The following is a 22528-nucleotide window of genomic DNA, read 5'->3' on the forward strand; positions in this document are numbered from 1 at the left end:
GGGTGTCCTCTCGGTGGTGGTCCAGGGAGATGGGGCGGGCGCCGGGCTCAGGTCGCCCCGGGGCCGGTGATCCTGGAGACGAGCGCGCGGGCGACCGCTCCGAAGTCGCGCGCCTCGGCGTACGCGCCCGCCCGGACGGCCAACGTCGCGCGACGTCCCGGGTCGTCGAGCAGGGCCCCGACGCGGTCCACGAGGGCGTCGAGCTCGACGTCCACGGGCACCCCGAGGCAGATCCCCTCCTGGCCGTCGCCGAGGCCGGTGCTCGACGTGACGACCGGGACGCCGGCGCCGAAGCAGTCCGCGACCGCCGCCGACGACTCGCCGTTGGTGTACGAGCGCAGCTGGACGGCGAGCAGGGCGCGGTCGAGCCAGTCGTCGTACTCCCCCGGCTCGACCCACCCGGTGAGCGTGACGCGGGCGCTCATCCCCGCGGCGTCGATCACGGCGCGGCACTCGGACTCGAGCCCCGGGTCCGCGAAACGACCGACCACCGCGAAGCGCAGGTCGGGATGACGCCGGGCGAGCCGGACGAACGCCTCGCACACCTTCGCCGAGTCCTTGGTCCAGTGCTGGACCCCGAGGGAGACGACGTGGTCCCGCTCCACCCCCGGGCGCCGCACGCGGCGTCGGTGCCCGAACGGCACCACCCCCACCCTCGTCCGCTGCGCCGGCGGGAGGTTCAACCTCGCCAGCGTGGCGGCGAGCGGGGAGTGCACGAGAACGGCGTCGGCGCCCGCGAGGACGGCCTCGCTCAGGTACCCGTTGGCGAGGTAGTAGTCGTGCGGCGCGATCCACCGGTGGTCGGCGTGCACGTCCGGGCGCTGCTCCTTCGCGGCTGCGTCGAGGAGCGCCGCCGCCGAGGCCGGGACGCCGTCGGCGCGGCGGGCACGGGCGGTCGCGACGAGCCCCGTGAGGCGCACGTCGTGGCACAGCGCCGTCCCGCCGAACCGGTGGAGCAGGTCCAGGACCTCCACGTGGTGCTCGTTGTTCCCGATCACCATGAGCCGGAGGTCCGGCGCCCCGGAGAGCCGTTCGAGCGCCGCCGCGTCGTCGTACCGGAACCACCGCACGCCGGGCAGGCTCCTCCTGTGGGCGTCCGCGTGCGTGATCACGTCGACGTCGACGAGATCGGCGAGCGCCTCGAGGACCGCGGCCGAGTAGTCGGCCACTCCGCTCTGCACGGGCGGGAGCGGGCCCACGAGCCACACGCGCGGTCGGCGGCGCGACCGGGGCCGGCGGTAGGCGTCGACCACCCGGTCGGCCACCTCCGCCCAGTCGTGGGTCGACGCCAGGTCGGGCGCCCTCAGCGACGCCCGGAGCCCCCGGGTCCGTGAGGACCGCGGCGAGGCACCGCGCGATGTCGGCGGGGTCGGTGGCGTCGAACCGCCCCCGCGGGTCGCGGACGAGGTCACGCAGCGCGGAGTTGTCGGCGGCGACGACCGGCGCGCCGCACGCGGCCGCCTCGACCACCGGGAGGCCGAAACCCTCGTACAGCGACGGGAAGACGAAGAGCTCCGTCTCCCGGTACAGCCGGACGAGCACCGCCTCCGGCACGTATCCGGCGAGCACGACGTCGCCCGCGATCCCGAGAGCCGCGCAGAGCTCGTCCAGACCGACACGCTCCTGGTCCGTCATGCGGCACACGACCAGCAGCTGGTGAGCCCGGCGGAGCCCTTCCGGGAGGAGTGCGTACCCGCGGAGCAGGCCCGCCACGTTCTTGCGGAAGTCGAGTCCGCCCGTGTACATCACGAACCCCGGCCTGACCCCCGGCGGGAGCGGGGCGCTCTCGCGGCGCGGCTCCGGCGGGGCCGGGGTGAACCCCCGTCGCCAGCCCGGTCCCGACGACGTCGATCCGGGACGCGGGCACGTCGAGGAGCCGGACCGCGTCCCTGGCGGTGGCCTCCGAGATCGCGAGCACGCGATCCGCCGCCTGGACCAGCTGGAGGCGCTCGGCGTACCCGGAGCGGACCGTGACGTCGGCGAGGTACGTCTCCGGGAACACCAGGGGGATGAGGTCGTAGAGCGTCACGTACAGGCGCGTCCGCGTGCTGCGGGCCCACGCCGGCCACACCGCGTCCACCGGGAGCTCCGGCGACTCGAACGGGGAGGTGACGTGCCAGACGTCCGGGACCGTGTGGTCCGGGTCGTCGGCGAACCTCAGGCGGCTCCGCCACAGCAGGTCCGGCACCTGCACGGGCACCGGCTGGCCCGGACGCAGCACCCAGGACTCCACGACGCCGGGGTGCCGCGCCTCGAGGTGGCGGGCGAGCTCGGCGGTGTACCGCCCGATCCCGCGTTCGCCGGTGATCGCCCCCTGCATCGCCTGCGCGTCGGCGAGCACCCGCATCAGCGGCGAGGGTCCGGGATCGCGGCGGGGCGCCCTCCGCCCCCGGACGAGCCGATCTGCGCCTCGAGGGCCGCGAGCTGCCTCCCGAGGACGGTGAGCACCTGGTCCGTCGCCTCGTCGCGCCGGGCCAGGTCCTCACGGAGCGCAGCCAGCGCGTCGCCCGTCAGCCGGAGCTGACCGATCGCCAGGTCCGCGGCGGCCCTGGCCGCCTGCGCCTCGGCGCGCGTCGCGCGGAGCTCGGCGGCCACCGTCTCGAACCGGGAGTTGAAGAAGCGTCGCCACGGACCCGTCAACCGCCTGAGCACCAGCCACTCCGTTCACGATCCCCGGCGCCCGGCGCGCCGCCGAACGTGTCGGCCCCTTGGGATCACCTGGATGTTACCTGGTGACCAGGCCGGACCGGACAGGACGTCCGACTCACCCGGGCTCAGCCGGTCGCCTCGTCGGGCGCGGCCGCTCCGACCCGCATCGAGTCGAGCCGCAGCCAGAACTGCCCGGCGTCGCTCGCGCTGAGCCGCACCACCAGCCGGCCGTCGTCGGAGGACGTCGCCTCAGCGGGGATCGTGACGGTGGCCGTCTGCGCGCTCCCGGTGTGGACGTCGCGCTCCGTGCGCCCCTGGTCGTCACGCAGCGACCCCGAGGCGACGGAGGCACCCTCCCCCTGGACGAGGAGCGAGCCGCCCCCGCTCGTGCCGAACCTGCCGGTGAGCCGGAGCTCCAGCTCCTGGCCCACGAGCTCGTCGGGCAGCGCGAAGGCGATCCAGGCCTCCCTGCCCGCAGCGCGCATGTCGCCGTCCGCCGCGCGGTACCAGCGGCCGTAGAGCAGGCTGGAGCTGCCGGGCGCGTCGGCGCCGAAGTCGACCCGCTCGCCCGCGGCGACCGTCGGCAGCTGGAACCGCACGAGCTGGTAGGTCGGGCTGAGGTCGATCACCTCGTCCATCGGTCCCAGGTCCCACCAGCCCGAGTGGATGATCGCCCACTCGCCCCGCGGAGGATGGCTCGGGGCGTAGGTCAGCTCGGTGACCACCACGCTGTCGTTCTCGAGGAGCGTCGCCAGCAGCGGCACCTCGTAGATGTCGGACACCCGGACGTTGACCTCGTCGAGCTCCGCGACGCGCGGGTCGGTCGCGATGTCCCAGAAGTCGTCCGTGACGACGACCGGGACGGCGTCCGCGGTCGCGACGGCGTTCACCGAGGCCGCGGCGGCCAGGAGGCCCACACCCGCCAGCGTGGTCCTGGCGCCCCGCAGGGAGAGCCGGCCCACGACCCCCGCGAACGCCAGCGGCACGAACAGCGCGATGGCGAGGGCCAGGAACTTGTGCACGGTGTAGGAGTCCTCGTGGTACACCACCACGAGGGCGACGCCGTTCGCCACCACGCCGAGGACCACCAGCGCCGGCCACCACGGGCCGGGCCGCCGCAGGCGGAGCACCACGAAGCCGACCGCCGCCGCCACCAGCAGCGCGACCCACGCCCAGGTCCAGCTCCCGGTCACGAGGTGGCGCTGGAGCGCGATCAGCGAGGCGGGCGACGGGAACGGCACGTCGAACCCGCCGGTCCCGTCGGCCTCGCTCGAGCCGAGGGAGACGTAGCCGCCCAGGAACGGCAGGCTGAGCACGAACGCGCCCGCCGCCGCCAGGAGCAGGTCGCTCGGCGGCACCGCGCCGGGCTCCCCACGGCGCCGCCACAGGACCCCGAGCAGCACGGCCGCGGCGGCCGGCGCGCTCCCGACCACGAGCGTCGGGTTCATCCCCAGCGCGGCGGCGCCGACCACCGCGGCGACGACGACGGTCGGCCACCGGCCGGCGGGTCGGCGGTCGGCCGCCGCGACCGCGAGCAGCACCGCGAGCAGCGCGACGGCGGCGGCCTGCCCGGGCTGCGCGTCGTACACCCGCGCCAGCGGGACGACCGACAGCAGCGGCACCACCGTGGCGACCGCGACCGGCCACCGGCGACCGGGCGTCAGGGTGGCGGTCACGGACAGCAGGGCGGAGGCGAGCAGGAAGAACAGCACGATCGTCACAGGGGTGAGCAGCTGCGCCGCCTCGAGGCCCGTGACCCGGGTGCCGAGCAGCAGCAGGGCGGTCGCCATCGGCTTCGCCGTCTGGGCCCGCCACAGCTGGTACTCCCCGAACCCGTCCGGGTGCCGGTCGAGGAAGGCCACGCCCCGGTCGCCCCCGGAGGCCCACACCTCGACCGACGCGGCGTAGCTCGGGTAGTCGTTCGCGCCCGTCGTCCAGTAGGTGAGCCCGTGCCGCGCGATGGGCAGCAGCGCGACAGCGGTCACCCCGGCCGCGACGAGGTCGAGCCGGGTCGCCCCGACGGCGGCGACCGCCGCGCGCAGCAGGCCCGACGCGCCCTGGCGCCGGCGGAGCCGCAGCCCGGCCGCAGCGACCCAGGCGACCGCGGACGCCGCGAGGACCGCCGCCACGCCGACTAGCGCCCGGCCGCCCAGCGCGAAGACGATCGAGACGGGGACGGACACCGCGGCGGTGCCGAGGCCGAGCGTCACGCCGAGCCCGGCCGGCATCCGCAGGACCCCGTCCACGCACAGCCGGACCGCGGCACCGATCACCACCAGCGCGGCCGCGAGGGCCAGCGTCGCGACGGCGACGTCTACCACGGGGACTCCTTCGCGCAGGCCCCGCGGAGGGCGTCCGTGCTCGTCGACCGGCTCAGCACGCAGTGCCCTCGCTCTCGCAGGTCCCCGGCGCCGGGCGCGCCGACGAGCGCCTCGGGCTCGCGGGATCCCGGCATGCTACCCGGCGCTCCTGGCACTCAGGCGGGCGGGTCCGCGGCCCCTTCGAGCCGCCAGAGCTCGAGCGTCTGCCGGGTCACGCCGTCGTCCGAGAACTCCCGCGAGTCGACGAGGTCCGCGTCCGCGAACTGCGTCAGGTCGAGCTCGCAGTCGGCGTTCACCAGGAGCCACCCGATCCCGCCGCCGGTCACGAGCTCCTGGTCGAACGCGTCCGGCGCCCGGCGCGCCTCGAGCCCCGCGTCGACGGCCTCCTTGTCCCCCGGCCACGCGAGCCCGGGGTTGTAGTAGGCGACCGGCCCGCCCCAGACGGGCTTGAACACCACCGGGTCGACGCACGCGTCGGTGAGGACGATCGAGCCGTCCGTCTCGTCCGCGAGCTCGGCGGCCGCGAGGTAGCCGGGCGAGGTGATGGCGAGGTAGCGGCCGGAGTCGACGCCCGAGCGGAACAGCGGGAAGTCCGCGCTCCAGACAGCCGACACCGCGAGGCTCGCCGCGACGAGCCCGGCGACGACCCACCGCTCCGCGCGGACGGGGTCGCGCGGACGGGGCTCGGCGGGCTCCAGGTCCACCGGCCCGCGGGCGTCCCCGGCCCGCGGCAGCAGGACCTCGGCGAACGCCCAGGTCGCGACGGGCACGAGCACGGCGGCGGCCATGACGTAGGTGTCGAGCCAGAGCCGGTAGGGCTCCTGGTTGGCACCCCAGTGGTCGTTGGCGGCGAGGAGCAACCACACCGCGCCGAGCGCGGAGGGCACCGCGATCCACAGCACCCGCCGGTGCCGGATCCCGAGCGCCACCACCAGCAGCAGGACCGGGATCACGGCCATCGCCGCCCAGAGGCCGGACCCGGCCGGGACGCCGAGGTTCTTCGACGAGCTCTCCCGGTACACGAGGAAGTCGTCGCCGGACACGACGCCCGCGGCGGTCGCCACGACCTGCGGCGCGGCGCCCACGACCAGGGCCGCGGCGCACCACAGCCCGCGCCAGCGGGTCTCCCGGAGCAGCAGCAGCACGCCGGGCGCCGCGGGCAGCAGGCCGAGCACGAGCGTCGCGAGCGGGGACACGGCGTCCGCGACGCGCGGCCCGACGAGGAACACCACCACGACGAGCGCGGCGGACAGCGCGGCCGGGCGCCAGGACCGCGAGCGGACGAGGCCGACCGCGGCGGTCCCGGCCGCGAGCACGAACACCGTGGTCAGGAAGCCGTAGGTCTGCACGTTCGCCGTCACGCCGGCCGCCAGGCACGCGAGCACGGCAGCGACCCAGGCAGCCCGCCCGCGGATCCGGCCGGCCGCGACGAGGACCAGGACCAGGACCGCGCACACCCCGACCGAGAGCGCGACGGTCTCCCCGTTGAGGGTGAACAGCACGCCGGACGGCCCCCACAGCACGGCGTGGGAGTCCAGCTGGGTGGACCAGCCGCCGTTCAGCAGCCGGGAGCCCGTCCCGAGCACGAAGGGGACGAACGCGACGAGGCCGGCCCACCAGCGGCGGGACAGCAGGACGGCGGTGACGCCGACCGCGGCCACGAGGAGGGCCTGCACGAGCAGCCCGCACACCAGCCACATGGTCGCCGGGCTGGTGTCCGTGAGCCGCGCCAGCAGCCCGAGGAGGACGTAGTACGCGCGGGGGTAGTAGATGGAGCCCGTCGTGGTGTACGGCTCGACCGAGGCGCTGCCCCCGTCCGCGACGGTCGCCGCGATCCCGAGGTAGGCGAGCTGGTCGCTCCAGAAGTAGTTCCGCACGTAGGACGTGTTGAAGCCGGCCCAGCCGAGCATCATCCCGGCCTGGAGCCACAGGTGGGCGAGCACCGCCGCACCCACGGCGGCCGCCGCCCCCCACCTCACGCGTCGCGTCAGCACGTACCCTCCTGGTCGTCGCGGGCGCTCCGGGGCCCGCGCCCCGCCGGATCCGGCCCGGCGGAAGCGTAGCGGCCACGCGACCGGGCCCCTGCCGCCGAGCTCCGGAGCCGGCCCCCCGGGGCGGTTGCCGCCCGGTAGGGTGGTCCGGTCCCGAGCAGCTCCCGAAAGGCCGCCCCGTGCACATCCTCGTCACCGGCGGAGCCGGCTTCATCGGCTCCAACTTCGTCCACCAGGTCGTGCGCGAGCACCCCGAGGTCAAGGTCACCGTGCTCGACGCGCTGACCTACGCGGGCGACGAGAAGAGCCTCGCCCCGGTCTGGGACCGGATCACCTTCGCGAAGGGCAGCATCACCGACCACGACGTCGTGGACGACCTGGTGAAGAGCAGCGACGTCGTCGTGCACTTCGCCGCCGAGTCGCACAACGACAACTCGCTGCACGACCCGTGGCCGTTCGTGCACACCAACGTCATCGGCACGTACACGCTGCTCGAGGCCGTGCGGCGCCACGACGTCCGGTACCACCACATCTCCACCGACGAGGTCTACGGCGACCTGGAGCTCGACGACCCGGCCAAGTTCACGCCGGACACCCCGTACAACCCGTCGAGCCCGTACTCCTCCACCAAGGCGTCCTCGGACCTGCTGGTGCGCGCCTGGGCACGGTCGTTCGGCGTGCGCGCCACCATCTCGAACTGCTCGAACAACTACGGCCCGTACCAGCACGTCGAGAAGTTCATCCCGCGCCAGATCACGAACGTGATCGACGGCGTGCGACCGAAGCTCTACGGCACCGGGGAGAACGTCCGCGACTGGATCCACGTCGAGGACCACAACTCGGCCGTCTGGGACATCATCACGAAGGGCCGCCTCGGCGAGACCTACCTGATCGGCGCGGACGGCGAGGAGAACAACAAGTCCGTCGTCGAGCTGATCCTCGAGCTGACCGGGCAGCCGTCGGACGCCTACGACCTGGTGAGCGACCGCCCGGGCCACGACCTGCGGTACGCCATCGACGCGACCAAGCTCCGCACCGAGCTCGGCTGGGAGCCGCGGTACACGACGTTCCGGGACGGCCTCGCCGCCACGATCGAGTGGTACCAGGCCAACGAGGCCTGGTGGCGGCCGCAGAAGGACGCCACGGAGGCGAAGTACGCGCAGCTCGGCCGCTGACCTCCCGCCCCGACGACGGCCGCCCCCGCACCCGGTGCGAGGGCGGCCGTCGTCGTGCGGGAGCACCCGCCCGCGCCGTGCCGCGGGCGGGTGATCTGCACGAATCCTTTACGGCGCACGCCCGGACGGTCCGCCGCACGGGCCGCCCCGCCTCCTATGCTGCTCTGTCGTGACCTCCCGCCATGCCGCTCCGCCGCGCCCGCGCGCCGTCCGCCACGGCCGCCTCAGGCGCAGCCACGGCGTGCTGCGGGGCGCAGCGCTCGCCGTCGTCGCCGTGCTCTGCTTCGGCGCCTCGGGCGCCGCGGCGCTGTACGTCCAGCTCAACGGCAACATCAACACGATCGACGCGAGCGACCTGATCCAGGCGCTGCCCGAGCCCGTCGCGACCGCCACGGGCCCCGCCGACCCGGACGACCCGAACGCGGGACGCGACGTGAACATCCTGCTGATGGGCTCGGACGAGCGGGACGGCGAGAACGAGGCCATCGGCGGCTACGTCGGCGGCATGCGGTCCGACACCACGATCGTCGCGCACATCTCGGCGGACCGGACCCGGGTCGAGCTCATCTCGATCCCCCGCGACTCGCTCGTCGACATCCCGTCCTGCACGATGTCGTCCGGCGAGACCACCTCCCCCCAGCGGAACGCGATGTTCAACTCCGCGTTCGCGCTCGGGGCCGACCGGGGCGGCGACATCGCCTCGGCGGCGGCGTGCGCCGTGAACACCGTGCAGCAGAACACCGGCGTGCGGATCGACCACTTCGTCGTGGTGGACTTCGCCGGGTTCACCAAGATGGTCGACGCCATCGGCGGCGTCCCCATCTGCATCCCGAACGACATGGACGCCCCGAAGGCCGGGCTGGTGCTCTCCGCCGGCGAGCAGACGCTGGACGGCGCGACCGCCCTCGCGTTCGCCCGCGCCCGCACCGGCAAGGGCGTCGGCGACGGCTCGGACACCAACCGCCTCGGCCGCCAGCAGGAGCTGCTGGCCGCCGTGGTCCGCGAGCTGCTGAGCAAGAACATGCTCACGGACATCACGCAGCTGATCCGGTTCCTCGACTCGGCCACCGAGTCGCTGTCGATCGACTCCGGGTTCAGCTCGATCTCCGACATGGCCGGGCTCGCCTACAGCCTCCGGAGCGCGTCGGCTGACAACATCTCCTTCATGACGATCCCGTTCGCGGCAGCGCCGAGCGACCCGAACCGGGTGGTGTGGACCTCGGAGGCCGACACGATCTGGGCGAACGTCGCGGCCGACCAGCCGATGCTCGCCGGGACCGGCGACGACCCGTCGACCACGGACCCGGGCACGACCGACCCGGGGACCACCGACCCCGGAACCGGGGCCGGCACGGAGACGCCGACGGCGCCCGCGCCCGCGGCCACCACCCAGACCCGCGAGGCGGGCAAGGAGGCGTTCTCGGCCGGCGACGTCACCGCGGTCTGCGGCTGACCGTGGCGCGCCCCGAGGACCGAGACCGCCGCGACGACCCCCGCGGGACCCCGCCGAGCTTCGCGCCCGGCGCGGCGGGCCGGCGCCCGTCGGCCGACGGCGCGCGATCCGTCGGCACCCCCGCGCCGGACCCGGCCGCGGCCCGTCCCGTGCGCCCGCAGCGGCCGCCGGCGCGGCCCGGCCGCACGTCCGCACCGCGCTCCGCGCCCGACGCCCCGGGCCCCGTCGCTCCCGCGGGCGGCGACGACGCCCCTCGCCCGGTCCGCGTCTCCGGCCGCGGCCCCGCCGACCCCGCCGCCGGCGGGGCGTCGGCCACGCCCTTGCGCTCGTCCGCGCGGCAGGGCTCGAGCGCCGTCCCGGTGGGCGCCGGTGGCCGCCCGGCCGACCACCCCGCCACCGACCGCCCCGCGGCCTCGCGTCCTCCCCGGCAGACCGCCCCCGTCGGACCCGGCCGCGCCCGGCCCGCCGGACCCGGCGCCGCCCGCCCCGCCGACCCCGCCTCGGCTGCGGCGCCCGCCGCCCCGCGCCGCAGGCGCCGCCGCGGCCGCGTGGTCGCCGCCGTGGTGGTCGTCGCGCTCGTGCTGCTGCTGGCCTGGCCCGTGGGCCTGGTGCTGTGGGCGAACGGCAAGGTCCAGCACGTCGCCGCGCTGTCGGGCGCGGCGGACACCCCGGGCACCACGTACCTGCTCGCCGGTTCCGACTCCCGCGAGGACGGTGCCATCGAGGACCCCGACACGGTCGGTGCGCGCACCGACACGATCCTGCTGCTGCAGGTCCCGGACTCCGGGCCCGCCGCGCTGATCTCGCTGCCGCGGGACACCTACGTCGACATCCCGGGGCACGACCCGAGCAAGCTGAACGCCGCGTTCTCCTGGGGCGGCGCCCCGCTGCTGGTCCAGACGGTCGAGCAGCTGACGGGCCTCACGGTCGACCACTACGTGGAGATCGGCTTCGGCGGCGTCGAGCAGATCGTCGACGCGCTCGGCGGGGTCGAGCTGTGCCTCGACGGCAGCACCGGGATCACGTTCCCGCTGGACGACAAGAACTCCGGCCTGGTCTGGGACGCCCCGGGCTGCAAGACCGTCGACGGCGTCCAGGCGCTCGCCTACTCGCGCATGCGCTACTCCGACCCGTCCGGCGACATCGGTCGAGGGCTGCGGCAGCGCGCGCTGATCAGCGCGGTGGCCGCCAAGGCCGAGAACCCGGCGCTGCTCTTCCAGCCGGGCAAGCAGGTCTCGCTGATCGACTCCGGGACCGCCGTGCTGACGGCGAGCGACGAGACGGGCATCGTCGACCTCGGCCGACTGGCCCTCGGGTTCCGCGCGGCCACGGGTCCCGGCGGCATCACCGGCACCCCGCCCATCAAGAGCCTGGACTACCGCCCCGGCAACGCCGGGTCCACCGTGCTCCTCGACCCGGACCAGACGCCGTCCTTCTTCGCGGCGATCCGGGACGGCTCCCTCGAGCCGGGCGTGGTCGGGGGCGTCCCCGGCACCTGACCGGGCCGGAACCCGGCGCGGACCAGCCCGGCCAGTCCCACCAGCGCGTCCCGCACCCGCTCGCAGCCCGCGGTGGTCGCGCGGCGCAGCCGGGGCCCGAACGGCTTCTCGACGAACCGGTGCACCAGCCACGCGAGCAGCAGCGAGAACGCGGTCGCCGCGGCGAGGACCGCCCACACCGGCAGCCGGTCGTGCAGCAGGTGGATCACCCACAGGCCCCAGTACTCGTGCGTGAGGTACAGCGGGTAGGTCAGCGCGCCCGCGGCGGTGAGGCCGGCCCAGCGCCACCGCGCGAGCGGCGTCAGGGACACCAGGGCGACGAGGCCGACGCACGCCGGCAGCGCGACCGCGAGCAGCACCGCGCTCGGCTCGACCACGGAGTTCGCGCCCAGCGAGTGCATCCGGGCGGGCACCAGCGCGGCCGTCGCGACGGCGGTGTTGCCCGCGACGAGCAGCCACGGCACGACGGCGTGCCCGGTGCGGTGGATGACGTACAGCGCCATGCCGGCGGCGAACAGCGGGGCGTACGGCGCCACCAGCCAGGTCACGGCATCCGACCAGCCCAGCGCCCGGGCGAGCATCGCCGCCGCCGGCCACAGCGCGGCGAACCACAGGACGCGCCGCCGGGTGATCCCCACCGCCGCGAACAGCGCGATCAGCACGTAGAACCGCAGCTCGACCCAGAGCGTCCAGTACACGCCGTCCACGTGCCCGACGTCGAACAGGGACTGCAGCAGCGTGAGATTGACCAGCACCTGGCCGCCGGTGATCTGCTTGCCCTCCCAGACGAGCAGCAGCAGCGCGCCGGTGAGCAGCACGCCGGTCCAGTACGCCGGGTACAGCCGCGCGACCCGGGAGCCGACGATGTCGGGCACCGACCGGCCCCAGGCCGTCATGAGGATGACGAACCCGCTGATCACGAAGAACAGCTCCGGCCCCAGCGACGTGTAGGTCGCCCAGCCGGCGACCGCAGGCGCGACCTCGGCGAGGTCGCGCCCCCAGGCGTCGGTCTGCCGGGCGGTGAAGTGGTACGCGAGCACGCCGATCGCGGCGAGGAACCGCAGGGCGTCCAGCGCGGCGAGGCGGGGGGCCCGCGCGGCGGTCGAGGGGCTGCGGCCCGGCGCCGGGGCGGCGTCGGGTCGGGCGGTGCGGGGCGGCGCGGTGGTCGTCACCGTCTCGACGGTAGGTGTCGGACCGGCGGTCCGCCCGTCGAGCGGGCCCGCCCCCGGCGCCTCTCGACGAGACCTTCACGGCGCGCGCAGGCCACCCGCGCGATGCTCAGGACCCCGTGCGGGTCTCCCCCCGCCGAGCCTCCGTCTCGCGCCTGCCCGGGACCGCGGTCGCGCAGACGCGACGTGGAGACTCGGCGAAGGCGGCCGGGCGCGGCGGGGCGCGGCGGGGCGTCAGCCGCCGAAGCCCACCGCGGGGCGGCGGCCGTCGCCGTGCAGGGAGCGCAGCCGCTCGCCCTTGGCGTCCGCCTGCGCGCGCAGGTCGTCCTGGAACGCGAGCATCGCCGCCGCGAGCCGGCGAGCCGTCTCGTCGGTGCCCGCCCCGAGGATGCGGGCGGCGAGCAGCCCGGCGTTGCGGGCGCCGCCGATCGACACCGTCGCCACCGGCACCCCCGCGGGCATCTGCACGATCGACAGCAGCGAGTCCATCCCGTCGAGCCGGGCCAGCGGCACCGGCACGCCGATCACGGGCAGCGGCGTGACCGCCGCGAGCATGCCCGGCAGGTGGGCCGCCCCGCCCGCGCCCGCGATGATCGCCCGCAGCCCGCGCCCGGCGGCCTCGCGGCCGTAGGCGACCATCTTGTCCGGCTGCCGGTGCGCGGAGACGACGTCGACCTCCACCGGGACGTCGAACTCGGCGAGCGCCTCGGCCGCCGCCTCCATGACGGGCCAGTCCGAGTCCGAGCCCATGACGATGCCGACGAGCGGGGTGGCCATGCGGTGCCTCCGGTGGGGGTGGTGGGTGGGGCGGGTCAGGCGGGTGTGTCGCCGCGCAGCACGGCCGCCGCGGCGACCGCCCGGCGCCGCACGTCGGCCAGGTCGTCCCCGGACACGGTCACGTGCCCGAGCTTGCGGCCGGGGCGCACGCCCTTGCCGTACAGGTGCACCTTCGCGCCGGGGTCGAGGGCGGCCACCTCGGCAAGGCCGTCGGTGAGCGCGGCGCGCGTCGAGCCCAGCACGTTGGCCATCACGGTCCAGGGCGCGCGCGCCTCGGTGCCGCCGAGCGGGAGGTCGAGCACGGCGCGCAGGTGCTGCTCGAACTGGCTGGTCACCGCGCCGTCGATCGTCCAGTGCCCCGAGTTGTGCGGGCGCATCGCCAGCTCGTTCACCAGCACGCGCGGGGCGCCGCCCTCGGGGTCCGCGACCTCGAACAGCTCGACCGCGAGCACGCCGGTGACGCCCAGGCCCACGGCCACCTCGCGGGCGATCCGCTCCGCGGTGGCGGCGGTGCGCGGGTCGAGGTCGGGCGCCGGGGCGACCACCTCGGCGCACACGCCGTCGCGCTGCACCGACTCGACGACCGGCCAGGTCCGCACCTCGCCGGACGGCGTGCGGGCCACGAGCGCGGCCAGCTCCCGGGTGAACGGCACCCGCTCCTCGGCCAGCAGCGGGGCCCCGGTGCCGTCGGCGGCCGCCGTCAGCCAGTCGGCAGCCTCGTCGGCGGACCGCACGACCCGCACGCCCTTGCCGTCGTAGCCGCCGCGCGCGGTCTTCACCACGGCGGTGCCGTCGCCGGCCGCGAGGAACGCGGCGAGGTCGTCGGCCGAGTCCAGCGGCGCCCACCGCGGGCACGGCACGCCGAGCGCCGTCAGCCGGGTGCGCATCACGATCTTGTCCTGCGCGTGCACCAGCGCGTCCGGGCCGGGGCGCACGGCGACGCCGCGGTCCTGCAGCTCGGTGAGCAGGCCGTTCGGCACGTGCTCGTGCTCGAAGGTGAGCGCGTCCGCGCCGACCACGAGCGCCTCGACGGCCACCGGGTCCGCCGCCGCGCCCACGGGCGCGTCGACCACCACCTGCGCCGCCGACGACACGGCGTCCTCGACCAGCACCCGCAGGTGCACGCCGAGCGCCGTCGCCGCGGGCGCCATCATGCGGGCGAGCTGCCCACCACCGACCACTGCCACCACGGGTGCTGCCACGAGCCGTGAGCCTAACCGACCTCGCACAGCGGTCCCCCAGCGTCTCGCCGTACCCTGTCGGGGTGACTCCCTCCGGTGCGCCCCGCCTCGCGGCCGCACCGGGACCCGCCCCCGAGGCCCGTCCCGGACTGCTGCACGGCCTGCTCTACCGCATGCCACGCCGGTCCCTGCGCGACCGGGCCCTCGAGCTGGTCCGGTTCGGCTCGGTCGGCACGGTCGCGTTCGTCGTCGACCTCGGCACGTACAACCTGCTGCGGTTCGGCCCGGTCGACGCGCTGCACGGCAAGCCGCTGACCGCGCGCATCATCGCCGTCGTGCTCGCGACGCTGGTGTCCTGGCTCGGCAGCCGGCACTGGACGTTCGCCGGCCAGAGCAAGCACCGGGGCGGGCGCGAGCTGCTGCTGTTCTCCGCGATCAACGTCGTCGGCATCGGGTTCACCGTCGGCACGCTGTGGTTCTCGCACTACGTGCTGGGCCACTCCGGGCCGTTCTCGGACAACGTCGCGAACGTCATCGGCATCGTGCTGGGCACGGTCGTGCGGTACGTGGGCTACAAGATGTTCGTGTTCACGGGCTCCGCGGGCCTGCCGGTCGCGCTGGCCGAGGTGGGCCACGAGTCCCGCGCGGCGGACGACCCGACCCACGCGCCGCCCGCTCCGGGGCCGCTCCCGCACCCCCGCCTCACCCGGGACTGACCCCGCCGTCGGCCGCCGGCCCGGCCGGCGGCGTCGGCGGGCGCGCCACCAGCGTCGTCACCGCCAGCAGCACCACCGCCACGACCGCCACGCCACCCACGTACGCCGGCGTCAGGTGCCCGGCGAGCACCAGCGCCAGGGCCGCCCCCGCGCCGATCACGACGCGCACCAGCACCCGCTGCTCGCCGAACCACACCCCCACCGGCCCGGTGCTGATCCCGCGCCGCTCGCCGGCCGACCGGAGCCAGGTCGCGCCGCGGGCCCAGGACGCGCGCAGCGCCCGCGCCGCCGACGTCCCGCCGGCCAGGAACGCCACCAGGGCGACGACGACGCCGAGCACGAACGCCGAGCGCAGCGCGACCCGCAGGAACGCCACCACCTGGTCGTAGACCACCACCGCCGCGTCGGGCCGCTGCACGCCCGGCGGGAGGGCGTCGACGTACACGGACCGCCCGATCGTCAGCGCCGCGCCCAGCAGCAGCATCGCCCCGGCCAGCGCGACAGCCCGGCGATCACGAGCGCCCGGGCGCGGTGCACGGCGTCCAGCACGCCCGCGGCCAGCAGGCCGAGCGACAGCCAGATCAGCCACGTGCCGAGCAGGTCCAGCAGCCGGTAGGCGTTCTGCGCGCGGACCAGGTCGGCGCTCTGCATCAGCGGGAAGCTCGCGCTGATCGCGGGCAGCCGGTCCACCACCGTGAAGCCCGCGTCCGACAGCGAGCTGCGCACCGTGTCCACCACGCCGGTCAGGTCGACCACCAGCGTCCCCCTGGGCGTCGATGCTCGCGATCGCGTCCGGGTCGCCGCGCAGGACGGCGTTCAGCTGGTCGTGCACCGTCCGGTTGGCCTCGTCCCACACCGCCTCGAACACGTCCGATGTCACGACCGCGTCCACCGCCCGGCGGATGACGTTCGTCGCGGCGTCCACCAGCGGCGCCTGCAGCGAGCCGGCGAGGGCGGCGACCCGCGGCGGCAGGCCGAGCCCCTCGACCGCCGTCACCGCGTCCGAGGCGAGCCCGTCCAGGTCGGCGGCCTCGACGATCGCGCCCGTGACCCGGTTGGTCACGGCGCCCTGGATCTGCGGGTCGTCGACGAGCGGGCCCACGGTCGCGAGGTAGCGGTCGGTGTCGGTGACCAGGTCCTTCGCCCAGACGGCGACGACGGCCACGGGGGCGAGCAGTGCGCCGAGCACGATCAGCACCACCGCGGCCGCCGCCCGCGTCCGGTGCCGCTGCCGCGGGGGTGCCGGCGGCGTGACGGAGCCACCGCCCGCCGGGCCCGCGCTCGCTTCCGCCGCGGCGCGCGCGGTCGCGGCGGCCCGCAGCTGCGCGTTTCCGCCTCCAGCGCGGCGATCCGCGCCGTGAGGTCCGCCGCCGTCCCCGGCGCGGGACGCTGCTCGGCCATCGACCCCACCCCCTCGGGCGCCCGCCGCGGGAGGCGCCCCTCGCGGCGAGGCTAGCGCCGCGCGTCGCGCCCCTCCCCCACCCACCGGGGGTGACCGCGGGTGGCGCGTAGGTGCCCGCGCCTCAGCGCCGCCCGGCGCGCCCGCTCGGAACGCGGCGAGATGACCGACCCGCGCGGCAGCACCACGTCGGGCGCCATCGCCGCCGGCACGCCCGCGAGGAACAGCGCGAACACCGCCGGCCGCCGCTGCGCGAGCTCGAGCCGCGCCCCGTCGGCCGACGCCAGGTCCCGCGCCAGCGCCAGGCCGAGGCCGGTGCCCTTGCCCGAGGTGACCTCGCGCTCGAAGATCCGCGGCGCCAGGTCGTCCGGGACGCCGTCGCCCTCGTCGGCCACCTCGACCACGACCGACCGCGCCGCGCCCGCCCGGGACCGGACCGTGGTCGTGCCGCCGCCGTGCCGCAGCGAGTTCTCGATGAGCGTCGCCAGCACCTGGGCCAGCGCGCCGGGGGTGGCGAGCACCTGCGCCTTCGGGTCGACCTCGATGACGAGGCGACGGCCCTCGGCCTCGAAGGTCGGCCGCCACTCCTCCTCCTGCTGGTGCACGACGTCGCCCAGCCGGATCGCCTCGGTGGTGCCGCCCTGGGCGCGCCGGGAGCGGGTCAGCAGGTCGTCGACGACCGTGACCAGCCGCTCGACCTGCTCCAGCGAGATCCGCGCCTCCTCGCGCACCGCGGGGTCGTCGGAGGCCAGCATGATCTCCTCGAGCCGCATCGTCAGCGCGGTCAGCGGGGTGCGGAGCTGGTGGGACGCGTCGGAGGCGAACTGGCGCTCGGCGGCGAGCCGACCCGCCATCCGGTCGGCGCTGCGGGCGAGCTCGGCCGCGACGAGGTCGATCTCCTCGACCCCGGACGGCTCCAGCTGCGGGCGCACCTGCCCGGAGCCCAGCTGCTCGGCGGAGGCCGCCAGGTAGACCAGCGGGGCGGCCAGCCGGTTCGCCTGCCAGATGGCCATGGCGATGCCGGCCGCGAAGGCGACGATCGCGGCCGCCACGACCAGCCCCATGATCTGCGCGCTCATGAGGAACACGTCCCACCACGGGGCGTACATCGTGATCCGGGCGCCGGTGGTGGACGTCTCGGTGATCGTGATGGCGCGCTCGGGCACGTCGGGGCCCGCCTGGTACCGGGCGCCGTCGGTGGTGACGACGAAGATGCTCACCGCGACGCCGCCGCCGCGGTCGACGTACGGCTCGAGCATGGTGTCGGACAGCGGCGTGCCCTCCTGGACGCGGCTGTCGATCTGCCGCGCCAGGTCGGACGCACGGGTCTCGAGCGACCCGATCTCGTTGTCCCGGACGTACTGCGCGCCGAGGAAGGCGAGCGGGAACCCGAGCAGGACGACCGCCACCGTGACGGCCGCGATGGTGGCCTGGAGGACGCGGCGGCGCACGGGTCAGCCCCGGTTGCCCTCGCCGGACTCGAACCGGAAGCCCATCCCCCGCACCGTGCTGATGTAGCGGGGCGCGCTCGCGTCGTCGCCGAGCTTGCGGCGCAGCCACGACACGTGCATGTCGAGCGTCTTGGTGGAGCCGGTCGGGTCGGAGCCCCACACCTCGCGCATGAGCGTCTCGCGGGCGACGACGGTGCCCGCCGCGCCGACCAGCACGCGGAGCAGGTCGAACTCCTTGGCGGTGAGGTGCAGCTCGCGCTCCGCCTGGAACGCGCGGTGCGCCGCGACGTCGACGCGGACGTCCTGGCTGCGCAGCTCGTCCTCGTCCGGGGTGTCCCCGCCGGTGCGCCGCAGCAGGGCCCGCACGCGGGCGAGCAGCTCGGCCAGCCGGAACGGCTTGGTCACGTAGTCGTCGGCGCCCGCGTCGAGCCCTACGACCAGGTCCACCTCGTCGGCGCGGGCGGTCAGCACCAGCACGGGCGTGGTCAGGCCCTGGTTCCGGATGGCGCGCGCCACGTCGAGCCCGTCCATGTCCGGCAGCCCGAGGTCGAGCACCACGAGGTCGGCCTCGCTCGCGCGGTCGATGGCCCCCTGACCGGTGCCCTGGACCCGGACGTCGTAGCCCTCCCGGCCCAGTGCCCGCGCCAAAGGCTCGGCAATCGCGGGATCGTCCTCCGCCAGCAGCACCTGCGTCATTCCGCCCATGTTAGGTCAAAGAACGGTCCACGACACCGCTCACCGGGGTATCGCTTCGGTGAAGTCCGCCCGTCCCCCCGTGGTCGGACGCCGACCGGGACCTCGGTCCGCCCGCGGGGGCACGACCCGGGCGGCACGCCGACCTACGCTGGCGCGATGACGTGGTGGGAACGCCTCACGCGGTGGGAGGAACGCCACCAGCTCGGGATCGACGTCGGCGCGATGGTGCTGACGGGTCTCGTCGTCGTGCCCCTCGGGGCCAGCATGGCGCCGAACTGGGGGCTCGGCTCCTACGCCGGGGCCGCGCTGGCCGCGCTCGCCTGGGCGCCGCTGGGCTGGCGGCGGACGCACCCGGTCGCCTCGGTGGTGAGCGTCTACGTCGCCTGCCTCCTGCACCTGCTGGTCGGCGTGCCGCTGCTGCTGCCGTCGGACCTGGCGGTGCTGCTCGCGCTGTACTCGGTCACGGTGCACGGGCCGCGGTGGGCCCACCTCACGGCGATGGGTTCGGCGCTCGTCGGGAACCTGTTCATGGTGTCCGGGCTGCTGCTGCAGTCCTGGGCCGGCAGCGCCGCGGAGATGGCGGCGTCCGCGATCGCCCTGTGGCTGTTCGCCTCCGTCACCGCGCTGGCCGTGTGGGCGTTCGGCCTCGTCCGGCGCTCGCGACGAGTGACGATCGCCGCGCTGCGCGACCGCGCGGAGCGGCTGGAGGTCGAGCGCGACCAGCAGGCGCGGATCGCCACCGCCGCCGAGCGCACCCGGATCGCGCGCGAGATGCACGACATCGTCGCCCACTCGCTCTCCGTCGTCGTGGCCCAGGCGGACGGCGGCCGGTACGCGGCCGCGGCGGACCCCGAGGCGGCGACGCGCGCGCTCGGCACGATCGCCGAGACCGGGCGGGCGGCGCTGGCCGACATGCGCCGGCTGCTCGGGGTGCTGCGGGAGCCGGAGCGGGTGCCGGGCGCGCCGGCCGCGCCGGGTGCGACGGGTCCCGCAGGCCCGGCCGCGGCCGCCGCGCCCTACACCCCGCAGCCAGCCGAGCACGACCTCGAGTCCCTGGTCGAGCAGGTCCGCTCCTCCGGGGTCCGGGCGTCGCTCGTCCGCATGGGCACGCCGCGCCGGCTGCCCCCGGGCATCGGCCTGACGGTGTACCGGATCTGCCAGGAGGCGCTGACCAACGTGCTCAAGCACGGCGGCCCCGACGTGACCGTCACCGTGCTCGCGCAGTGGCAGGCCGCGGCGCTGGTGCTGGAGATCACCGACGACGGCCGGGGCGCCGCGGCGGACTCCGACGGCGCCGGGCAGGGCCTGCTCGGCATGCGGGAGCGCGCGACGATGGTCGGCGGCACCCTGAGCGCCGGCCCGCGTCCGGGCGGCGGGTTCCGGGTGCGCGCCGAGCTGCCGCTGCCCCCGGGCGCGCCGGCGGACGACCGGGCCGCCGCGCCCGGCACCCTAGGCTGACGCCCATGTCCGCCATCCGCGTCGGCCTCGTCGACGACCAGCAGCTCGTGCGCGCCGGGTTCCGCCTGGTCATCGACTCCCAGCCCGACCTCGAGGTGGTCCTGGAGGCCGGCGACGGCGCCCAGGCCGTCCAGGCGCTCACCGCGGGCACCGCGCAGGCCGGCGTCCTCGGCCCGGTCGACGTCGTGCTGATGGACGTCCGGATGCCGCACCTCGACGGCCTCGCCGCCACCGAGCAGATCGTCGCCGCGGGCACGCCCGAGCACCCCGCGCCGCGGATCATCGTGCTCACCACGTTCGACATCGACGAGTACGTGCTCGCCGCCATCCGCGCGGGGGCGAGCGGCTTCCTGCTCAAGGACACGCCGCCCGAGGACATGCTCGACGCGATCCGCACGGTGCACCGCGGCGACGCGGTCATCGCCCCGTCGTCGACCCGGCGGCTGCTGGAGCACCTGGTCACGGCCCTGCCCGCCGAGCAGCAGCAGGCGTCCGCCGGTGCCGAGGCGCTCGCGACGCTCACCGACCGCGAGCGCGAGGTGCTGGTGCTGATGGCCCGCGGTCGGTCGAACACCGAGATCGGCGAGGACCTGTTCGTCGCCGAGGCCACCGTCAAGACGCACGTCGGGCGGATCCTCGCGAAGCTGGGCGCCCGGGACCGGGTGCAGGCGGTCGTCGTGGCGTACGAGACCGGCCTGGTCGTCCCCGGGGCCTGACTCCGGCACGGGGCCGGTCGGGCCCCGGTCGCGCGCCGCGGCCCGGGCGTCGTACCCCGGGATGACGCGAGGTCCGGACCGGGGGTGGACGCGGCGGGACGGGCGCACTCCGTAGCGTCGGGGACGTCCCGATCCCCAGACCCAGGAGCACAGCCGTGGACCCGTTCGTCCCCGCCCCCGCCGCCGGCGCCGGCCCGATCCCCCCGCACGCCGCGGCACCGCAGCACCGGGAGGCCGCCGTCCGCGCCCGCGGCCTGACCAAGGTCTACGGCCGCGGCGAGGCCGAGGTGCGCGCGCTCGCCGGGGTGGACGTCGACTTCGCGGCCGGCGAGTTCACCGCGATCATGGGCCCGTCGGGGTCCGGCAAGTCGACGCTCATGCACGTGCTCGCCGGCCTGGACGCGGCGACCTCCGGGTCCGCGTTCCTCGGGCAGACGGACGTCACGACGCTCGACGACGACGCCCTCACCCGGCTGCGCCGCGACCGGGTCGGCTTCGTGTTCCAGTCGTTCAACCTGCTGCCGATGTTCACGGCGGAGCAGAACATCCTGCTGCCGCTCGAGCTCGCCGGCGCCAAGGCCGACCGCGCCTGGTTCGACACCCTGGTCGCGACCCTCGGCCTCGGCCAGCGGCTCACGCACCGCCCGTCCGAGCTGTCGGGCGGCCAGCAGCAGCGCGTCGCGATCGCCCGCGCCCTGATCGCGAAGCCCGAGGTCGTGTTCGCCGACGAGCCCACCGGCAACCTCGACTCGCGCTCCGGCGCCGAGGTGCTGAGCTTCCTGCGCCGCTCCGTCCGCGAGCTCGGCCGCACGATCATCATGGTCACGCACGACCCGACCGCCGCGGCCTACGCCGACCGCGTGGTGCTGCTCGCCGACGGGCGGATCGCCGGCGACATCGTCGACCCGACCCCCGAGGCCGTGCTCGCCGGGCTGGACGCGCTGCGCCAGCTCGAGGTCACCGAGACGGCGGTGGGTTCCTGATGTGGCGGCTCACCCTGGCGCAGATGCGCCGCAGCCTCGGAAGGCTCACCGCCGCGGGGGTCGCGGTGGCGATCGGCACCGCGTTCGTCGCCGCCACGCTGCTCGCCGGTGACGTCATGCAGCGGATCTCGTACGACTCGCTCACCGCGTCGTACGGGAGCGCCGACATCCTGGCCGACGCCGGGAACGGCGACGCGCTGACGGAGAAGACCGTCGACGCCGTGCGCGCGACGCCCGGCGTGGCGGCGGCCGACCCCCGCATCGTCGCGCCGTACGTGAGCATGTCAGCCGGCGACCGGGCGATCTCGCAGACGCTCGTGCCCGTGTCCAGCGACCCGGCCTTCGACACCCAGCACGTGACGGCCGGCGCCCTGCCGACCGCGGACGGCGAGATCGCGCTGCCCGAGCGGGCGGCCGAGCGGCTCGGCGTGGGCGTCGGGGACACGATCACCGTGTCCTACTACGCGTGGCAGGCGGGCGAGGCCGGCCCGACCGGCGACGCGGCGGACGAGGGCGCGGCGGGCGAGGCCGCCACCGCGGCACCCGGCGAGGAGGAGGGCACCTACCGCGAGGTCGGCGTCGACGCCGAGGTCGTGGGCCTGACCACCGACCCGACGTCCGCGTGGGCCCAGTACGACGGCGCGGCGCTGGCCACGACCGCCGACACCCTCCTCTGGGCGGGCTGGGGCCAGGGCGACGCCGAGCCCACCCTCGCCGACGCCGCGACCTCCCAGCTGCTGGTCGCCGTCGACCCGGGCGCCGACCGCGACCGTGATCGACGCCGTCGAGGACGTGCTGACCGCATCCGGCAGCACCGACCCGATCGTGCTGACCCGCGACGCCGCGGCGGAGCGCGCCCTGTCCGGCAGCGACGGCACCGGTCCGATCCTCGTC

General features: G+C 75.8%; 17 protein-coding genes and 4 pseudogenes. 8 read left to right on the plus strand and 13 right to left on the minus strand.

The window, feature by feature from the left end; all coding sequences use genetic code 11:
- Positions 1 to 47: 47 nt before the first annotated feature.
- From FKM96_RS03780 to FKM96_RS03800, 6 genes and pseudogenes are all read right to left on the minus strand, one after another.
- Positions 48 to 1181, minus strand: coding sequence for a glycosyltransferase (locus tag FKM96_RS03780; protein ID WP_147794107.1), 1134 nt, complete (start codon positions 1179 to 1181; stop codon positions 48 to 50).
- Between the two features lie 199 nt (positions 1182 to 1380).
- Positions 1381 to 1746: pseudogene (locus FKM96_RS22080) on the minus strand (glycosyltransferase); the annotation flags it as partial.
- A 142-nt stretch (positions 1747 to 1888) separates the two neighbouring features.
- Positions 1889 to 2347, minus strand: a pseudogene (locus tag FKM96_RS22085) (hypothetical protein); the annotation flags it as partial.
- Positions 2347 to 2652, minus strand: a complete 306-nt coding sequence (locus FKM96_RS03790; RefSeq protein WP_147794109.1) for a hypothetical protein — start codon at positions 2650 to 2652, stop codon at positions 2347 to 2349. The pseudogene FKM96_RS22085 and the gene FKM96_RS03790, both read right to left, overlap by 1 nt.
- A 122-nt stretch (positions 2653 to 2774) precedes the next feature.
- Positions 2775 to 4970: a hypothetical protein gene (locus tag FKM96_RS03795; protein WP_147794110.1), complete on the minus strand. Its 2196-nt coding sequence runs from the start codon at positions 4968 to 4970 to the stop codon at positions 2775 to 2777.
- A gap of 155 nt (positions 4971 to 5125) precedes the next feature.
- Entirely contained in the window at positions 5126 to 6964 is a 1839-nt protein-coding gene (locus FKM96_RS03800; protein ID WP_147794111.1) for a hypothetical protein, read from the minus strand.
- A 176-nt stretch (positions 6965 to 7140) separates the two neighbouring features.
- Here FKM96_RS03800 and rfbB point away from each other — a divergent pair, with 176 nt between their 5' ends.
- From rfbB to FKM96_RS21270, 3 genes are all read left to right on the plus strand, one after another.
- Positions 7141 to 8136: a dTDP-glucose 4,6-dehydratase gene (rfbB, locus tag FKM96_RS03805; protein ID WP_147794112.1), complete on the plus strand. Its 996-nt coding sequence runs from the start codon at positions 7141 to 7143 to the stop codon at positions 8134 to 8136.
- Positions 8137 to 8377: 241 nt separating this feature from the next.
- On the plus strand, positions 8378 to 9589 hold the full coding sequence (locus tag FKM96_RS03810) for an LCP family protein (protein ID WP_246855186.1): 1212 nt from the start codon (positions 8378 to 8380) through the stop codon (positions 9587 to 9589).
- A 548-nt stretch (positions 9590 to 10137) separates the two neighbouring features.
- Positions 10138 to 11088 (plus strand): LCP family protein, encoded by a 951-nt coding sequence (locus FKM96_RS21270; protein ID WP_147794113.1) that lies wholly within the window; start codon positions 10138 to 10140, stop codon positions 11086 to 11088.
- 179 nt (positions 11089 to 11267) lie between these two features.
- Here the strand turns inward: FKM96_RS21270 and FKM96_RS21275 are convergent.
- The 3 genes and pseudogenes from FKM96_RS21275 to FKM96_RS03830 form a co-directional block, all read right to left on the minus strand.
- A pseudogene (locus tag FKM96_RS21275) lies at positions 11268 to 12260 on the minus strand (acyltransferase family protein); the annotation flags it as partial.
- Between the two features lie 231 nt (positions 12261 to 12491).
- Complete coding sequence (gene purE / locus FKM96_RS03825) at positions 12492 to 13034, minus strand: 5-(carboxyamino)imidazole ribonucleotide mutase (RefSeq protein WP_147794115.1); 543 nt, start codon at positions 13032 to 13034, stop codon at positions 12492 to 12494.
- 35 nt (positions 13035 to 13069) lie between these two features.
- On the minus strand, positions 13070 to 14236 hold the full coding sequence (locus tag FKM96_RS03830) for a 5-(carboxyamino)imidazole ribonucleotide synthase (protein WP_147794116.1): 1167 nt from the start codon (positions 14234 to 14236) through the stop codon (positions 13070 to 13072).
- A 62-nt stretch (positions 14237 to 14298) separates the two neighbouring features.
- Between FKM96_RS03830 and FKM96_RS03835 the strand changes: the two genes are divergently transcribed.
- Complete coding sequence (locus FKM96_RS03835; protein ID WP_246855187.1) at positions 14299 to 14931, plus strand: GtrA family protein; 633 nt, start codon at positions 14299 to 14301, stop codon at positions 14929 to 14931.
- On the opposite strand, the gene FKM96_RS21280 is transcribed toward FKM96_RS03835, so the two are convergent.
- From FKM96_RS21280 to FKM96_RS03850, 4 genes are all read right to left on the minus strand, one after another.
- Positions 14918 to 15415 (minus strand): hypothetical protein, encoded by a 498-nt coding sequence (locus FKM96_RS21280; RefSeq protein ID WP_246855188.1) that lies wholly within the window; start codon positions 15413 to 15415, stop codon positions 14918 to 14920. The genes FKM96_RS03835 and FKM96_RS21280 overlap by 14 nt on opposite strands.
- The gene (locus FKM96_RS21285) at positions 15391 to 15687 is read right to left on the minus strand and encodes a hypothetical protein (RefSeq protein ID WP_246855189.1); all 297 of its coding nucleotides are present in this window, start codon (positions 15685 to 15687) and stop codon (positions 15391 to 15393) included. Before FKM96_RS21285 ends, FKM96_RS21280 begins: the two co-directional genes overlap by 25 nt.
- A 696-nt stretch (positions 15688 to 16383) precedes the next feature.
- A complete protein-coding gene (locus FKM96_RS03845; RefSeq protein WP_147794117.1) occupies positions 16384 to 17781 on the minus strand; it encodes an ATP-binding protein in 1398 nt (465 codons plus the stop codon).
- A gap of 3 nt (positions 17782 to 17784) precedes the next feature.
- A complete protein-coding gene (locus tag FKM96_RS03850; RefSeq protein WP_147794118.1) occupies positions 17785 to 18477 on the minus strand; it encodes a response regulator transcription factor in 693 nt (230 codons plus the stop codon).
- Positions 18478 to 18633: 156 nt separating this feature from the next.
- Between FKM96_RS03850 and FKM96_RS03855 the strand changes: the two genes are divergently transcribed.
- The 4 genes and pseudogenes from FKM96_RS03855 to FKM96_RS22090 all read left to right on the plus strand — a co-directional run.
- Positions 18634 to 19935 (plus strand): sensor histidine kinase, encoded by a 1302-nt coding sequence (locus tag FKM96_RS03855; RefSeq protein WP_147794119.1) that lies wholly within the window; start codon positions 18634 to 18636, stop codon positions 19933 to 19935.
- Positions 19936 to 19940: 5 nt separating this feature from the next.
- Positions 19941 to 20651: a response regulator transcription factor gene (locus FKM96_RS03860; RefSeq protein ID WP_147794120.1), complete on the plus strand. Its 711-nt coding sequence runs from the start codon at positions 19941 to 19943 to the stop codon at positions 20649 to 20651.
- 197 nt (positions 20652 to 20848) lie between these two features.
- Entirely contained in the window at positions 20849 to 21634 is a 786-nt protein-coding gene (locus FKM96_RS03865; RefSeq protein ID WP_210417423.1) for an ABC transporter ATP-binding protein, read from the plus strand.
- A gap of 116 nt (positions 21635 to 21750) precedes the next feature.
- Positions 21751 to 22344 (plus strand): annotated as a pseudogene (locus FKM96_RS22090) (hypothetical protein); the annotation flags it as partial.
- Positions 22345 to 22528 lie beyond the last annotated feature (184 nt).

It is taken from the genome of Cellulomonas sp. Y8 (genome assembly GCF_008033115.1).
Taxonomy (GTDB): domain Bacteria; phylum Actinomycetota; class Actinomycetes; order Actinomycetales; family Cellulomonadaceae; genus Cellulomonas.

Coding starts and splice junctions, on each gene's coding strand:
- FKM96_RS03855 (WP_147794119.1), top strand. CDS start 18,634: ATGACGTGGTGGGAACGCCTCACGCGGTGGGAGGAACGCCACCAGCTC.
- FKM96_RS03850 (WP_147794118.1), bottom strand. CDS start 18,477: ATGACGCAGGTGCTGCTGGCGGAGGACGATCCCGCGATTGCCGAGCCT.
- FKM96_RS21280 (WP_246855188.1), bottom strand. CDS start 15,415: ATGCTGCTGCTGGGCGCGGCGCTGACGATCGGGCGGTCCGTGTACGTC.
- FKM96_RS03860 (WP_147794120.1), top strand. CDS start 19,941: ATGTCCGCCATCCGCGTCGGCCTCGTCGACGACCAGCAGCTCGTGCGC.
- purE (WP_147794115.1), bottom strand. CDS start 13,034: ATGGCCACCCCGCTCGTCGGCATCGTCATGGGCTCGGACTCGGACTGG.